The sequence below is a fragment of the Glycomyces sp. NPDC050141 genome (assembly GCF_055586545.1).
The window spans coordinates 63,781-78,036 of the sequence record NZ_JBVJHZ010000028.1 but is presented as its reverse complement, the minus strand read 5'-3'; the positions used below and the strand labels follow the sequence as shown (position 1 = coordinate 78,036).

The window sequence follows — 14,256 nt, the reverse complement described above, 5'->3', positions numbered from 1 at the left end:
GGCGGAAGGCCCTCCGAATACCGGTGTTGTATTCGGAGGGCCGACAACGCAGCGAGCGGGCAAACGGGCCGGATAACGACCGGTCTGATTCGCAGCACAGGCCCTAAGGGCCGCAAGGCACAACGAAAGCCGCGTCGACAAGGTCGACGCGGCTTTCTCACGTGTTCGAGCGGAACCGCTCAGTACGACGAACCGCCGCCACGGAGGTCTTTGAAACCGGTGCGCACGTCCAGGAGGTACACGAGCGACGCGGCGATCGCCACCAGGGTGAACATGAGCCCCGACCCCGGCCGCTGGCTGAACAGCAGCGACAAGACCAGGCTGATCGCCAGGATGCCGAGCCATGCGCCCTTGGAGAGCGTGCCGACGGCGTGGAACGCGTCTGGCTTCTGCACCGCGCAGTGGGTGAGGGCGATCACCGATAGCAAGGCAGCTCCGAGCGTGATGACCAGGTAGACGAGGAATCGCACCTCGAAGGCGAACGCTACCGCTGCAAACTCTGGCATGCGCCCAGCCTACCCGCAGGTACTCGGGAGCCGGTCGACTCGGTTACTTGCCGAGCTTGCGACGCTGCACGCGGGTCTTGCGGAGCAGCTTGCGGTGCTTCTTCTTCGCCATGCGCTTGCGCCGCTTCTTGATGACCGAGCCCATAGAGCTTCCTCACAGATGTTCACTAGACAATTTTTCGAGCCCGACCAGCCTAACGCGCCTTCCCGGCGGCCCCCGCGCCGGGCGAGCGGAACCGCAGGCCCCGTCACAGCTCGCGCGTGGCGGGACCTGCCGGGCCGAGGGGGATCAGTCGTCGGTCTGGAGCGCTTCGGAGAGGTAGGTCTTGACGGCGCTCTCGGGCACGCGGAAGGAGCGCCCGACCCGCACCGCCGCGATCTCGCCGTTGTGGACGAGCCGGTACACCGTCATCTTCGAGACGCGCATCAGCTCGGCCACCTCCGTCACCGTCAAGAACTTGACCTCGTCGAGGAGGTCCCCGGGTTCGCTCATGTGTCTCACCGTTCTGTCGAGGGCTGTTGCGAGCACTAATGCAAGGACGTGGGGTTGTGTGATGTGTTTGAGGTGCGGCGGACGCGAATGCCCATATGAACCGAAACAAGTCGGTCGTCACAGACTGTGACGTTGATGTCTTTCGATTGGGATGAGGCTCATGTTACGGCAGTCCGGGCCACCCGGCAACACCCGATCTCACACGGTCTGGGCAATGAAGGCCGTAATCTCCTGCATCAGGTCGGCATAGCTCTTCCCGTACACCTCTTCGGCAACGTCCACCGCGGGCCTGCCCTCGCGGGCCGTCGCTCCGAAGAACTCGGCGAACTTGTCGACGCCGTACGTGTCGATCATGTAGTGCACGCCGAGGAACCCGCACCCGTACTTGCCGGACCCGGCGAGGGTGTCGTCGTCGGCGTCGGGCGGGAGGATGTCGGTCTCGCAGCCGCCCTGGGCCACGTAGTCGCGCACGTCGAGCGTGCGGTCGTACTCGTCGAGGGACCGGTCGCCGTGGTCGATGTACTCGGCGACGCCCTCGACCATCCACCACGTGTCGTCGGCGTACCGCTCGGACGGCGCGGCCCACAGGGTCACGGCGTGGCCGAGCTCGTGCCGGATCACCGAGGTCAGGCCGTAGCCCCAGCCGGTGCGGTCGACGCCCATGACGGTGGCGTAGGTGGACGGCTGGCGTTCGCCGTTCACGGTGCCCGAGAGCGGGAGCGCGAAGCCGAGCACGTCCTCGGAGTCCCAGAAGCCCCCGAACCAGGTCTCGAACTCGTCGTCGCTGGCGATGTAGATGACGTACCGGTCGGGCTTCTCCCAGTACGCCCATTTGTCGGCGTTCACCGCGGCGGCCTCGGAGATCTCCAGGGCCTCGTCGAGGCGGTCGGCCATCTCCAGCGGCACGGCGGTGACGGTGCGCTCGCCTACGGCCGCAACGAGGTCGGTGACCTCCCACGGGTGCGGGCCCTCCCCGTACTCCGAGTTCGAGACCTCGACCATGACCAGGCCGTCGTCGCCCGCGCGCCAGCGCGAGTCGAAGACGATGTCGGCGGCCTTGCACGTGCCGGCCGGTTCGACGAAGCAGTAGGAGAGCGCGACGGAGATGTCGTAGAGGGGGACCGCGCCGGACGCGTCCTCGATGGGGCCCGAGGCGATCTGGTAGTCGAAGCGGGACACCTGCATCGAGGTGAGCGAGTCGAAGCGGCGGGTCATCGGGTCGTGCAGGGTGGGGTCGTAGGCGGCGAGCCAGCCTTCGAGGCTGTTGTTGATCAGCGACTCGGACTGGGCGTCGAGGACGAGCTGCGCCTGCTCTTTGAGGTAGGCGAGGATCTCGGCTTCGGAGGCGTTGGGGCCGGGGCTGGGGACGGTGCCTTCGCCGGGCTGGACCGCGAGGCCTTCGATCGTGCCGGTCTCGGCGGCGGGCATGCCCGGGCGCCAGCCGTTGACGAGGGCCCCGCCGAAGACGGAGCCCGTGACGAGGAGGAGGACGACGAGGATGGTGCCGATCGGCGACCGTTTGCGGTCGGGGCGCGGCTGGTAGTAGACCGGGCCGCCGGGCCACGGCGGCATCGCGCTGAGCGGGACGGGTCCGGGCGGGATCTGGCCGGGCGGGACGGCGCCGTGCTGCGGGACGCCCTGGTAGGGCGCGGTCGGGTACGCGCCGGGCATCTGGCCCGGCATCTGCCCGGGCATGGGGGCCTGCGGGACCGCCCCGGGCGGGAGCATGTCGACCGGGAGCGCCGAGGGCGGGGCCGTGGGCTCGGGGATCGGGGGCATGGGGGCGGCCTGCGGGATCACCGCGTCGCCCGTGTCCGCTTGCGGCAGCACCGGTTGGGGCGAGGTGCCGCGCGGCGCTTCACCCGGCGCGGCACTGCCGGAGCGCTGTCCGGGCACGTGCGGAGCCGAGGCGGCCTGACCGGGGCGGGGTTCGCCGGGGTGGTCGCGCTCGGGGGAGTCCGGGGTGAAGTCCTCGGGGGCTTGAGTCACGTTCGCAACTGTAGTCGCTGGCCGCTACCCGTGCGAGCCCCGAACTGCGGGTGTGCGCTGGGCGTCTACCGCTGTGACCTGCCTGTTGCGTGTCCTCGGCCACTCCCCCGCGGCACGGTTCCTGAGAGGACTCCAATGGAGCCGGGGAACGCGGACGAGCGGGCCCCGGAAAGGGCCCGCTCGTCGGTGGTGTTGCGGTGGAGCGGGTTGCGCTAGGACTTCGTCCACAGGGAGCGGGCGAAGACGGCGAGGTTCGCCGGGCGCTCGGCCATGCGGCGCATCAGGTACCCGTACCACTGGTCCCCGTAGGGCACGTAGACGCGCATCCGGTACCCCTCGGCGGCGAGGCGCAGCTGCTCGGTCGGGCGGATGCCGTACAGCATCTGGAACTCGAACGACTCCTTGTCGCGGTCGTACCAGCGCGCCCGGTCGATGCCGATCTCGATCAGGCGAGGGTCGTGCGTCGCGAGCATCGGGTAGCCCTCGCCGGCCATGAGCGCGTTGATGCAGCGCACATAGGACCGGTCGACGTCGAGGCTGCGCTGGTAGGCGACCGACTCGGGCTCCTTGTAGGCGCCCTTGCAGAGCCGGATGCGCGATTCGGGGACGGCGTGCGACTTGCAGTCGTCCTCGGTGCGGCGCAGGTAGGACTGGAGCACGGCGCCGGTGGAGGGGTACTCCTCGCGCAGGCGCGCCACGATCTCGAGGGTCGAGTCGGTGACGGTGTGGTCCTCCATGTCGATGGTGACCGTGGTGCCCGCGTCGGCGGCGGCCGCGCAGATCTCGCGGGCGCGGTCGTAGGCGAGTTCAGCGTCGATGCGCTGGCCGACGGCGGAGAGCTTGACGCTGACCTCGGCGGAGGTTGAGAGGCCTTCGGCCTTCAGGGCGGCGAGGAGGCCCAGGTACTCGTCGCGGGTGGCGTCGGCCTGTTCGACGACGACGGTGTCCTCGCCGAGGTAGTCGAGCGTGGCGAGGAGGCCGTCGGCGGCGAGGGTCCGGGTGGTGGCCACGGCGTGGGCCGTGGTCTCGCCCGCGACGTAGCGGCGGACGAGCGACCGCGTCACCGGCGCGGTGCCGACGAGCCGCTCGATCTTCGATGACCGGGCGGCGGCGAGAATGACAGAACGCAGCATGTCTGCAGCGTAGCCGCCCGCGGCCCGCACTCAGGTCACGGTGGCGTAACACATCCGGCGCAACATTGGAAATCACGCCTCAAGATAGGAATGATCGTCTTATTCCAAGGTTCTGCGGGCTTGAAACCTCTGTTCGCGCAGGGTTGAGTACTGGTTTCGCCTGGTTCCGGGTGTTTTGCCTAGAGCGGGGTGTAGGGGGCGCGTTCGGCGGCTTCCGGGGAGTCGAAGAGCCAGGGGTCTCTGGGGGCGGTGACCGGGAGGTCCTGGTAGGGGCCGAAGTGGAGCGAGCGGGTCACGTCGAGGTGGGCGTGGCGCTGGGCGATGGACCAGGCCAGGGGTACGGCGACGTCGTCGGCGCACACGACCCGGGTGGCCGACTCCAGGTGGAGCGGGCCGAGGCGGCGGAGGGCGATGCGGCGCAGGGAGTGGCCGCGCAGCATCCGGTAGGTCGGCCAGAACAGGTGCTTGCGGAGCTTCCCGGCGGCCTTGCGGTGGACGCGGGCGGCCTTGCCGAAGGCGCGGCCGAGGACGCCGGGGAGGCCGGACTCCAGGCGGCGCAGGATGCCGCCGGGGAGGCGTTCGACGAGGCCGAAGTAGGCGCGGATGCCGAACTGGCGCTTCTCGGCCGGACCCAGGGTCCGGACATCGACGTACGGAGGCAGGACGGGAGGGTTGTTCCAGCCCAGGCCGTCGGCGACCACGACGGCGACCTCGACGCCGCGCGAGGCGACGCCTTCGATGTACGGGAGGGACCGGTTGACCGCGTTCTTGTTGAAGAGGATGAGGACCACGCGTTCGCGCGCGGCTTCGACGGTGCCGGTCACTTGCCCTTCCCCCCGATCTCGGTGCGGGCCCACTGCTCGAACTGCTCGAGCGCCTTGCCGCGGGTGAAGGAGGCGGCGTGCGCGCGGGCCTGGGCGGCGACGGCCGGGTCGGCCTTGCGGGCCGCGTCCCCGGCTTCGGCCATCGCGGCGGCGATGTGGACCGGGTCGAGGCTCTCGGGGACGAACCAGAGGGGGTATCCCTGGAGGACTTCCTCAGCGGCGCAGCCCGGTTCGTGGATGGAGACGATCGGTTTGCCCGAGGCCATGTACTCGAAGACCTTCCCGGTGGTCACGTATTTCGAACCGCCCGTGACGAACAGGAGCACGTCGCTCGCGGCGTAGGCGCTGGCGATCCGCGGCTTGGGGACCGCGCCCCGGTACTCGACGCCGTCGATCGGGTCGGCCAGGCCCAGTTCCGTACGCAGCAGCGTCTCTCCGCCCGCGAAGAACCCCAAGTGGCCGTAGAGGTCCATGGTCGAGTCGGCGTGGCGGCCGGAGGCGCGCATGAACTGGAACGCCTCGAGCATCTCCGGGATCGGCTGCACGATCGTGAGCGTGCCGATGAAGGAGAAGGTGAGCGGCCGGTCCGCGTCCGGTTCGGGGGCTTCGGCCTCGGCGAAGACCTCGGGGTCCCAGCCGTTGAGGACGACCTGCATGCGGTCGGCGGCCTCGGGGTAGCGCTCGGCGTGCCAGTCGAGCATGTTCTGGTTGACGTGCAGGGAGGCCGCGGCCGAGCGGAGGATGCGCCGCTCCCACTTCCAGGCGGGGTGGTCGGGCGGGAACGCGGGGGCGTTCTTGAACTGGCTGAGGGTCCACGAGTCGCGGTAGTCGACGACGTAGGGGCGGCCGGTGAGCTTCCCGAACGCCCACGCGGCACCGAAGGCCGCGAACGGGTTCCCCGTGGCGACGACCATGTCGAAGGGCTGCTTGCGGTGGCGGCGCAGGGCCTCGCGGAGCGAGGAGACGCCCCAGGACAGGTAGTTGTCGGGGAAGACCTTGAGGTGCACCTTGTTGTTGAGGTTGCGGGCCAGGACCGGGAAGTTCCCCCGGAAGCGCCCGTACTGGCGGATGTCGGTCTCCCACTTGAAGTAGCTGACCGACGGGGTCGCGATCTCCACGCGCGGGTCGACCGCGTCGGCGAACTCGGGGTCCACCGAGCCGGTCACGCGCTCGTAGTACTCGTCGGGGGCTTTGAACACGGTGACGTCCCAGCCCTGGGCCGCGAAGTGGTCGGCCGTGGCGCGGGCGCGGAAGACGCCGCTGGCGCGCGAGGGCGGGAAGAAGAACGCCAGGTAGAGCAGGCGGGGGCGGTCAGTCGACATAGGGGGCTCGCGGTTCGTAAGAGAAGGTGGTCGTCAGTTCGGGCCGGGCGTCGAGCACGGCGGGCAGCCAGTCGACGGCGAGCTCGACCGCCTGGGGTTCGTGCAGCACGATCCAGTCGGGGGCCCACTCGGCTACGGCCGCACTGGTCTTCTCGGTGCGGTGGGCGGTCCGCAGCGCCTCGGTGTTGCGGCGGCGCTCCTTGTCGCGCGGGTCGACCACAATGCGCTTCCAGCGGCGGGCGACCTTGCCGGCCGGCTTGCGCAGCGGGCCGCGCCCGATCCGGCGCAGGCCGCCGAGGGGCAAGCGGCGCAAGAGGATGCCCTGCAGGCGCGGCTCGGGAGTGTGGAGTGCGCCCGCGCCGATGTACTCGACTTCCACACGCGGGTCGAGCACGAGCTCCGGGTGCTCCTCGACGACGACGCGGACGTGGTGCCCGTCGGCGAGGGCCAGGCGGGTCTCGTAGTCGAGCGCCTTGCGCCAGACGCTGCGCGGGGCTACGAACAGGAGCTTCACCGTTCGCCTCCTTCAGTCCGGTCCCAGATCTCGAAGTGGCGCTCGGCCACGGTGGCGTAGGAGTACTTGCCGCGCAGGTGCTCCCGCGCGGCGGTCAGGTCGGTCTTCTCGGGGTAGCGGTCGCGCAGCTCCCGGTAGGCCGCGACGAACGCCTCGGGGTCGTCGTCCACGTCGTACATCTGCCCGGCCTCGGTCTCGATGCCCTGCAGGACCTGGTCGGAGCCGCCGCAGCGGGACACCAGGACCGGCAGGCCCGCGGCGACCGCTTCGACCACGACGACGCCGAAGGTCTCGTAGCGGCTGGTGTGGACGAACAGGTCGTGGGAGGCCATGAGCCCGGGGACTTCGTCGGGGCTGACCGAGCCCAGGAACTCGACCGCGTCCGAGAGGCCCAGTTGCTTTGCGAGGGCTTCGTACTCGGCCCGTTCCTTGCCGTCCCCGGCGAGAGTCAGGTGGAGCTCGGGGTGGTCCTCGCGGCAGCGGCGGAACGCTTCGAGGAGGTAGTCGATGCGCTTGCGCTCGGTCATGCCCGCCACGGAAAGCCAGCGGTCCAGGGACTTCGGGGGCGCGGCGCGCGGGCCCTGGAAGTCGATCGGGTTCGCGATGTACTCGAGTTTCGCAGCCAGGTGCGGGAACTCGGCGCTGATCTGGTCGTGCAGCGGCTCGCCGACGAGGAAGATCCCGTCCGCGCGTTCGAGCACTTCCTCGTAGCGGGCCCGCGCCTCCGGCTGGGCCAGCACCTTGTCGAGGAACGAGGAGTGCTCGGTCATGTAGACCTTCGCGTCCGGGCGGGCGTTCTCCAGCGCCGCCCAGCCGCCCGCGATCGGCACGTGCGCGTGGACGATCGGCGCGTCGAGCGGCTCGCCCTTGAGGTGCGCGCGCAGCCACAGCGCCGACGCGTCGGAGTGCTTGATCCAGGCCGGGTCGCGCGGCGTCAAGGTGACGACGCGGTGGAGGACGGCCCCGCCCGCGGTCGCCAGCGGCGCGTCCGAGCGGGCCAGGAGCCGGGTGTGGAGGTCGGTGAGCTGCGGGTAGTCGCTCAGGGACGCGCGGGGCGTGCCCACGGGCCAGCTCTTGAGGTGGTAGACCTCGAGCGATTCGCAGCCGTGCGCGACGGCCTCGACCTTGGCCTGGACGAACGCACCGCCGTACGCCACTTGGGGATCGGGGTACCAGGGCGTCACCACCGCGACCCGCCGCCCGCTCATTTGCGGCCCCCGATGAGTCCTTCATAGACACCGGTGAGGACGCGCGCCTGCGCGGTCCACGTCCACTCCTCGAGCGGGACGCGTTCGTCGTAGGCCCGCCGGTACGCGTCGGGGTCGGCGAGGACCTGCTTGACGGCGCGCACGAAGTCGGCCGTGTCCTCGGCGCGGTAGACCTCGCCCTGGCCGGTGCGGCGCACCTCCGCGGCGATGGTCTTCACGTCCGAGACCACCAGCGGGAGCCTCGCGTGCGAGTAGTCGAAGAACTTGGTGTTCAAGGAGATCTCGTGATTCTGGTGGTGGTGGTTGGGACTGACACCGATGTCGGCGGTCGCGATGTGCCGCACCACCTGGTGGTGCTCCACGTGCGGCAGCAGGTGGACGCGGTCGGCCACGCCCAGCTCATCGGCGCGGGCCATGAGGGACCGGACGTACGACCAGTGGTGCTTCGAGAGCACCAGGGCCGCATGCGCTTCCGGGAGCTCCGGCAGGGCCTCGACCATGATGTGGATGCCGCGCTGCACGAGCGGGACGCCGCTGTAGACCATGAGCGGGACGTCCTTCGCGAGCCCGCAGCGTTCACGCACGTCGGGGACCTCGTCGGCCGCGTACTCGCCGTCGTATTCGGCCACGTCGGGGGTGTTCATGCAGATCGATGGCCGCTCGGTGAGGCCGTGCTCGGCGACGAGCAGGTCCGCGAGCGGTTCGGAGACGGTGACGACCGCGTCGGCGTAGGGCGCGAACTCCCTTTCGTGCGCGACCTGCGCGGCGTGCCACCACGGGTGGTCCTTCCACGGCTTCATGCCGGGCAGGAACTCGTGGGCGTCCCAGACGAGTTTCACGTCGCGGCCCTTGGCGCTGGCGCGGACCTTCGCGCGGGCGCCGACGCCGAGCATCTGGAAGTCGTTGGCGTGGATCAGGTCCGGCTTGAGCTCGTCGATGACGGGGCCGAAGGCGAGTTCGAGGTCCCACAGGGCCGGGTCAAGGCGGCGCCAGGACCGGTCCCCGAGTGTCTTGCGCCAGAAGCGGAACGCTGCGCGGTCCACCGGTGAGTTCGCGGCGGCGCGGCCTTCGCGGGCGAGGCGGCTGGCGCGGGTGCGGGCCTTGATCCACAGGCTCGCGGTGCCGAACGCGGCGCGCTTCACGCTGTAGGAGAGGCTCGTTCCCCCGCGGGCACGCTCGAACGCGAGGTCGGCCTTCCAGGCCTGGACCTGCTTGCGGCGGTAGGCCTCCAGCGGCCCGGGCGGGTAGGCGAGGGGGCCGCGCAGCCAGGGGCGGCGGACCTCGTGGCGGCGCAGGTCGAACGTGCGCTGGGTCGGCACGAGGCGCACGGTGGCGCCGTCGAGGTCCCACTCCTCGGCCCGCCCGTCGGACCGGCCGAGCAGGAACACCTCCCAGCCCGCGGCGGCGGCCGACGCGGCCTCCTTCTGCACGCGCGAGTCGCCGGTGACGCCGTTCTGCACCAGCATCACGATGCGCCCGGGACGGTTGCCCATGATTCCTCCGATTATCGCGATCGGCCGTTGAAAAGCCGTCGTCCAACGCCGCATCATACGAGACGACATAGTTAACGCATCGTTTTCTCGCAGTTCGCCGCGTATATGCGGCCGCGCCGAATGAAATTCGCCTGTATCCGATGAGGTCTATGCCAACTAGTCGGGCATATGATCTCCCGACCATTGGGCGCGCCCGCCGCCGCATCGAATGAATTGAAAGCAGCGAATGCCTTACAGGATTCAAGAATCCGCACAGGTGCACGAGAGTGCGAGCATCGGCGCACATTCCGCCGTATGGGACCTCGCGCAGATCCGCGAGCACGCGGTCCTCGGCGAGCACTGCGTCATCGGCCGGGGCGCCTATATCGGCACCGGGGTCCGCATGGGCGACAACGTGAAGGTCCAGAACTACGCGCTCGTGTACGAGCCCGCGACCCTGGCCGACGGCGTGTTCGTCGGCCCCGCGGCCGTGTTCACCAACGACCACAACCCGCGCTCGGTCGCCCCCGACGGCACCGTGAAGCGCGCCGCCGACTGGGAGGCCGTCGGGGTCGAGGCCGCCGAGGGCGCCTCGATCGGGGCCCGCGCGGTGTGCGTCGCGCCCGTGCGCATCGGCCGCTGGGCCATGGTCGCCGCCGGGGCCGTCGTCACCAAGGACGTGCCCGACTACGCGCTGGTCATGGGCGTGCCCGCCCGTCAGGCCGGCTGGGTCGGCCGCGCCGGGGCGCGGCTGGAGAAGGACGGCGACGGGCAGTGGCGCTGCCCCGAGACCGGTGAGCGGTACCTGGAAGCGGACGGCGAGCTGTCCCTGAGCGAGGAGCACGCATGAAAGTCGTCAGCATCGTCGGCGCCCGCCCGCAGCTGGTGAAGCTCGGCGCGGTCGCGAGGGCCTTCGACGGCACCGGCCACGAGCACGTCGTCGTCCACACCGGGCAGCACTACGACCCGGAACTCTCGGACGTGTTCTTCTCCGGCTTCGGCATCCCGCAGCCGGACTTCCACCTCGGCATCGGCTCGGGGGGCCACGGCGCCCAGACCGGCGCGATGCTCGCCGCGATCGACCCGATCCTCGAAGCGGAGCAACCGGACTGGGTGCTCGTCTACGGCGACACGAACTCCACGATCGCGGGCGCGCTCTCGGCCGTGAAGCAGCACCTGCCGGTCGCGCACCTGGAGGCCGGGCTCCGGTCCTTCAACCGCCGCATGCCCGAGGAGCACAACCGGGTCCTCACCGACCACTGCGCGGACCTGCTGCTCGCACCGACCGACGAGGCCTTGCGGCACTTGGCCTCCGAGGGCCTGGCGGCCCGGGCCGTGAACGTCGGGGACGTCATGGTCGACGTGTGCTTCCAGACCCGCGACACGGTCCTCGCCGAGGGCCGCCGCCCCGACCTGCCGCTGGACACGGACGCGCCGTTCCTCGTCGCCACCTTGCACCGGGCCGAGAACACCGACGACCCGGCACGGCTCGCCGCACTTTTGAAGGCGCTCAACGACCTGCCGCTGCCCGTGGCGCTCCTCGTCCACCCGCGCCTGCGCGCCAAGGCCGAGCAGCACGGCCTCGACCTCGAGGCCGGGTCGGTCACCGCCTGCCCGTCGCTGCCGTACGACGAGCTCGTGGCGGCCGTGCTCGCCTCCAGCGGCGTCGTCACCGACTCCGGTGGCCTGCAGAAGGAGGCGTACCTGCTGGGCCGCCCCTGCACGACGCTGCGCACCGAGACCGAGTGGGTCGAGACCCTCGAAGACGGCTGGAACCACCTCGTGCCGGACCCGGCCGCGCTCGGCACCCCGGAGTGGCGGCGGCTCGCGACCCGCCCGGCTCCCGAAGCGCCGCAGGACGTCCCGTACGGCGACGGCAAAGCCGGTCACGCCGTCGTGGCCACGCTTGAGCAGCACCTGCGTTAAACGGCAACGAGAAAGGCCCGGGTTCGCACCCGGGCCTTTGCTCTTGCTTACGGCTTGCCGATCAGCTCTTCGTACAGGCCGGTGTACTGGCCGATCTGCGCTTCCCACGTGTACTCGGCCATGAGGGCCTCGTCCTGGTAGGCGACCCGGTACGAGTCGGGGTCGACGAGGACCTTCTCGACGGCCGCGACGAGGCTGCCGATGTCGCCGGAGGTGAAGACCTCGCCGTTGCCGAGGCGGCGGACCTCGGCGGCCATGGTCTTCACGTCGGAGACGACCAGCGGCAGGTGCGCGTGGCTGTACTCGAAGAACTTGTTCGGCAGCGCGATCTCGTGGTTGATCGGCCCGGCCTCCATCGGGTGGATGCCCATGTCGGCAGACGACAGGTAGCGCGGCAGGTCCGCGTAGGCGACGTAGTCGAGCCAGTGCAGGCGGTCCTCGATCCCGTACTCCTCGCCGAGCGCGACGAGCGACTTGAAGTACGGGTCGTTCGGCCGGCTCGTCAGGAACGCGACGTGCAGCTCGGGGATGAGCCGGGCGGCCTCGATGATCGTCTCGATCTTGCGTTCCGGTGCGACCCAGCCGGAGTAGACCGCCAGCGGCGTCTCGGCGTCGAGCCCGCACGTGTCGCGGACGTTCCCGGGGTCGGGCCGGGAGGCGTCGGCGGCGAGCGGCGCGTTGAGGACCACCGTGGGGAGCTGATCGAGGCCGTGGCGCTCCTGGAGCAGTTCGGCGAGCGGCCCGGAGACGGTGACGACGGCGTCGGCGTACGGCATGTAGCGGCGCTCGTACCGCGTCATCGACTCGAGGCGGTTCGCCGGGAGCGAGTCGCAGCCGGGCACGAACTCGTGCGCGTCGTACAGGAACTTGACCTGCTTGCCCTTGCGCCGCAACGCCAGCACCGCACGGGCGCACATGCCGACCGGGATCATGTCGTGGGCGTGGACCAGGTCCGGTTCGAGCCGGAGGATCTCCGGGCGCAGGGCCGCCTCGATGCGGATCGCGTCGAAGTCGAGCTTGCGCCAGACGCGGTCGCCGAGCAGCAGGACCCACCAGCGGCGCGAGAGCCGGGCCAGGAACCGGTCGTCGGCCTCCAGCGACCGGGCCCGGGCGCGGGTCTGGTCGATGCGGCGGCCGATCCAGAACCGCTGGACCTTGCGGCCGAAGCGCCGGGCCAGGCGCGGGACGCGCAGCAGGCCGTCGTGCCCACCGCGGCCCGCCTCGTCGCGGCTCGCCTCCAGCTCGATCCGCTCGACTTTGATGCGGGTCTGGCGGTGGTTGGCGCGCAGGGAACTCGGGTACGCGAGCGGGTACCGCAGGCGCGAGAGCCGGTTGCGCAGGCTCTTGGGCGCGTTCATCTTCGGCACCTGGATCTTGTGGTACTCGACGTCGCCCTGCCGGTAGTGCTGGTGCTTGGTGGTAGTGAGGCCCACGAGGTGGACCTCCCAGCCGTTCTCGGCCATGGACTGCGCGGACTTCTGCACCCGCGAGTCGCCGTCGATCTGGTTGGCGACGACCATGACGACGCGCCCGGGCGCGCCCTCCGGCCGGGGGCCGAGCGGGCCGGGCTGCTTCGTCCCGGTGCTCATGCGCCGAGCACCAGGTGCCGGACGCCCTGCCAGCGTTCGGGATCGGTCACGCGGCGCCCGTCGAGCAGGACGCGCGCCTCCGGGAAGTCCTCCGGCGCGAGCGCGCGGTACTCGGCGTGGTCGGCCTGGACGACGACGGCCGTCACCGGCTCGCCGCGGTGCGCGGGCAGGCCCTCGCGCTCCAGCTCCTCGACCGAGTACATCGGGTCGGACACGAACGGCACGGCGCCCTTGGCGCGCAGCGACTCCACGAGCGGGAACACGCCCGAGAACGCGGTCTCCTTGACCGCACCCCTGTAGGCCGCACCAAGAACGAGGACGTTTGCGCCCGCGAGGTCGCCGTAGGCGGCGGCGAGCACGTCGACCGCGTACGACGGCATGGCCGCGTTCGCTTCGCGGGCCGCTCGCACCACCGTCGCCTCGGGGTCGTTCCACAGGTACATCTGCGGGTAGATCGGGATGCAGTGGCCGCCGACGGCGATGCCGGGGAGGTGGATGTGGCTGTACGGCTGCGAGTTGCAGGCCTCGATGACCTTCATGACGTCCAGGCCCTCGCGGTCCGCGAAGCGAGCGAACTGGTTCGCCAGGCCGATGTTGACGTCCCGGTAGGTCGTCTCGGCGAGCTTCGCCATCTCGGAGGCCTCGGCCGAACCCAGGTCCCACACGCCGTTCGCACGAGCCAGGTCCGTGCGCTCGTCGAAGTCCAGCACCGACTCGTAGAACGCGACACCGGCCTTCGCCGACGCCTCGTCGATACCGCCCACGAGCTTCGGGTAGCGGCGCAGGTCCGCGAACACGCGGCCCGTCAGCACCCGCTCGGGGCTGAAGACCAGGTGGAAGTCCCTGCCCGCCTTGAGACCCGAACCGGCCTCCAGCATCGGCGCCCAGCGCCCGCGGGTCGTGCCCACCGGCAGCGTCGTCTCGTACGACACGAGCGTCCCCGGGCGCAGCCCCGCCGCGACCGCCTCGGTCGCCGCGTCCATCCACCCGAAATCGGGCGTGCCGCCGGCGTCCACGAAGAGCGGCACGACGATCACGACCGCGTCCGATTCGGCGACGGCCGCAGCAGTGTCAGTGGTGGCCTTGAGGGTCCCGGCATCAACGGCCGCGCCCATGAGCTCGCCGAGACGGTGCTCCCCCGGGAACGGCTCGCGCCCGGCGTTCACCGCCTCCACCACCGCCGGGTTGACGTCGGCTCCGACGACCTTGTGGCCCTTCGAGGCGAACTGGACCGCCAGCGGCAGCCCGATCTTGCCCAGGGCGACCACGCAGATGTTCAT

General features: G+C 70.5%; 14 protein-coding genes. 2 read left to right on the top strand and 12 right to left on the bottom strand.

Translation table 11 applies throughout. The annotated features are described in order from the left end of the window. Positions 1-179 precede the first annotated feature (179 nt). The 10 genes from ACZ60M_RS17325 to ACZ60M_RS17280 all read right to left on the bottom strand — a co-directional run bounded on the left by ACZ60M_RS17325 (position 180) and on the right by ACZ60M_RS17280 (position 9,482). On the bottom strand, positions 180-506 hold the full coding sequence (locus ACZ60M_RS17325) for a DUF2516 family protein (RefSeq protein WP_465419197.1): 327 nt from the start codon (positions 504-506) through the stop codon (positions 180-182). A gap of 43 nt (positions 507-549) precedes the next feature. Next, entirely contained in the window at positions 550-651 is a 102-nt protein-coding gene (locus tag ACZ60M_RS17320) for a 30S ribosomal protein bS22 (RefSeq protein WP_081687713.1), read from the bottom strand. Between the two features lie 144 nt (positions 652-795). Next, positions 796-999 (bottom strand): helix-turn-helix domain-containing protein, encoded by a 204-nt coding sequence (locus tag ACZ60M_RS17315; protein WP_030155806.1) that lies wholly within the window; start codon positions 997-999, stop codon positions 796-798. Between the two features lie 198 nt (positions 1,000-1,197). Then, a complete protein-coding gene (locus ACZ60M_RS17310; RefSeq protein WP_465419194.1) occupies positions 1,198-2,988 on the bottom strand; it encodes a hypothetical protein in 1,791 nt (596 codons plus the stop codon). Between the two features lie 212 nt (positions 2,989-3,200). After that, positions 3,201-4,121 carry a proline dehydrogenase family protein gene (locus ACZ60M_RS17305; protein WP_465419192.1) on the bottom strand — a complete coding sequence of 307 codons (921 nt, stop codon included), beginning with the start codon at positions 4,119-4,121 and terminating at the stop codon, positions 3,201-3,203. Between the two features lie 179 nt (positions 4,122-4,300). Beyond that, positions 4,301-4,945, bottom strand: coding sequence for a hypothetical protein (locus tag ACZ60M_RS17300; protein ID WP_465419190.1), 645 nt, complete (start codon positions 4,943-4,945; stop codon positions 4,301-4,303). After that, on the bottom strand, positions 4,942-6,267 hold the full coding sequence (locus tag ACZ60M_RS17295) for a glycosyltransferase (RefSeq protein ID WP_465419188.1): 1,326 nt from the start codon (positions 6,265-6,267) through the stop codon (positions 4,942-4,944). Before ACZ60M_RS17295 ends, ACZ60M_RS17300 begins: the two co-directional genes overlap by 4 nt. After that, a complete protein-coding gene (locus ACZ60M_RS17290) occupies positions 6,257-6,781 on the bottom strand; it encodes a hypothetical protein (RefSeq protein WP_465419186.1) in 525 nt (174 codons plus the stop codon). The genes ACZ60M_RS17295 and ACZ60M_RS17290 overlap by 11 nt, the downstream gene beginning before the upstream one ends. Beyond that, entirely contained in the window at positions 6,778-7,989 is a 1,212-nt protein-coding gene (locus ACZ60M_RS17285; protein ID WP_465419184.1) for a glycosyltransferase family 4 protein, read from the bottom strand. Before ACZ60M_RS17285 ends, ACZ60M_RS17290 begins: the two co-directional genes overlap by 4 nt. Continuing rightward, positions 7,986-9,482, bottom strand: coding sequence for a glycosyltransferase family 4 protein (locus tag ACZ60M_RS17280; RefSeq protein ID WP_465419182.1), 1,497 nt, complete (start codon positions 9,480-9,482; stop codon positions 7,986-7,988). Before ACZ60M_RS17280 ends, ACZ60M_RS17285 begins: the two co-directional genes overlap by 4 nt. A gap of 226 nt (positions 9,483-9,708) precedes the next feature. Here ACZ60M_RS17280 and ACZ60M_RS17275 point away from each other — a divergent pair, with 226 nt between their 5' ends. After that, positions 9,709-10,311: an acyltransferase gene (locus tag ACZ60M_RS17275; RefSeq protein ID WP_465419180.1), complete on the top strand. Its 603-nt coding sequence runs from the start codon at positions 9,709-9,711 to the stop codon at positions 10,309-10,311. Next, entirely contained in the window at positions 10,308-11,387 is a 1,080-nt protein-coding gene (gene wecB / locus ACZ60M_RS17270) for a non-hydrolyzing UDP-N-acetylglucosamine 2-epimerase (RefSeq protein ID WP_465419178.1), read from the top strand. The genes ACZ60M_RS17275 and wecB overlap by 4 nt, the downstream gene beginning before the upstream one ends. Before the next feature lie 47 nt (positions 11,388-11,434). Here the strand turns inward: wecB and ACZ60M_RS17265 are convergent, their stop codons facing one another. Both ACZ60M_RS17265 and ACZ60M_RS17260 read right to left on the bottom strand, forming a co-directional pair. Continuing rightward, complete coding sequence (locus ACZ60M_RS17265; RefSeq protein WP_465419176.1) at positions 11,435-12,976, bottom strand: glycosyltransferase family 4 protein; 1,542 nt, start codon at positions 12,974-12,976, stop codon at positions 11,435-11,437. Continuing rightward, positions 12,973-14,256: a nucleotide sugar dehydrogenase gene (locus ACZ60M_RS17260; protein WP_465419174.1), complete on the bottom strand. Its 1,284-nt coding sequence runs from the start codon at positions 14,254-14,256 to the stop codon at positions 12,973-12,975. Before ACZ60M_RS17260 ends, ACZ60M_RS17265 begins: the two co-directional genes overlap by 4 nt.

What these genes read in the sequence shown, in the direction of transcription:
- ACZ60M_RS17325 (WP_465419197.1), bottom strand. Translation starts at nt 506, where the DNA reads ATGCCAGAGTTTGCAGCGGTAGCGTTCGCCTTCGAGGTGCGATTCCTC.
- ACZ60M_RS17320 (WP_081687713.1), bottom strand. Translation starts at nt 651, where the DNA reads ATGGGCTCGGTCATCAAGAAGCGGCGCAAGCGCATGGCGAAGAAGAAG.
- ACZ60M_RS17315 (WP_030155806.1), bottom strand. Translation starts at nt 999, where the DNA reads ATGAGCGAACCCGGGGACCTCCTCGACGAGGTCAAGTTCTTGACGGTG.
- ACZ60M_RS17305 (WP_465419192.1), bottom strand. Translation starts at nt 4,121, where the DNA reads ATGCTGCGTTCTGTCATTCTCGCCGCCGCCCGGTCATCGAAGATCGAG.
- ACZ60M_RS17295 (WP_465419188.1), bottom strand. Translation starts at nt 6,267, where the DNA reads ATGTCGACTGACCGCCCCCGCCTGCTCTACCTGGCGTTCTTCTTCCCG.
- ACZ60M_RS17285 (WP_465419184.1), bottom strand. Translation starts at nt 7,989, where the DNA reads ATGAGCGGGCGGCGGGTCGCGGTGGTGACGCCCTGGTACCCCGATCCC.
- ACZ60M_RS17280 (WP_465419182.1), bottom strand. Translation starts at nt 9,482, where the DNA reads ATGGGCAACCGTCCCGGGCGCATCGTGATGCTGGTGCAGAACGGCGTC.
- ACZ60M_RS17275 (WP_465419180.1), top strand. Translation starts at nt 9,709, where the DNA reads ATGCCTTACAGGATTCAAGAATCCGCACAGGTGCACGAGAGTGCGAGC.
- wecB (WP_465419178.1), top strand. Translation starts at nt 10,308, where the DNA reads ATGAAAGTCGTCAGCATCGTCGGCGCCCGCCCGCAGCTGGTGAAGCTC.
- ACZ60M_RS17265 (WP_465419176.1), bottom strand. Translation starts at nt 12,976, where the DNA reads ATGAGCACCGGGACGAAGCAGCCCGGCCCGCTCGGCCCCCGGCCGGAG.
- ACZ60M_RS17260 (WP_465419174.1), bottom strand. Translation starts at nt 14,256, where the DNA reads ATGAACATCTGCGTGGTCGCCCTGGGCAAGATCGGGCTGCCGCTGGCG.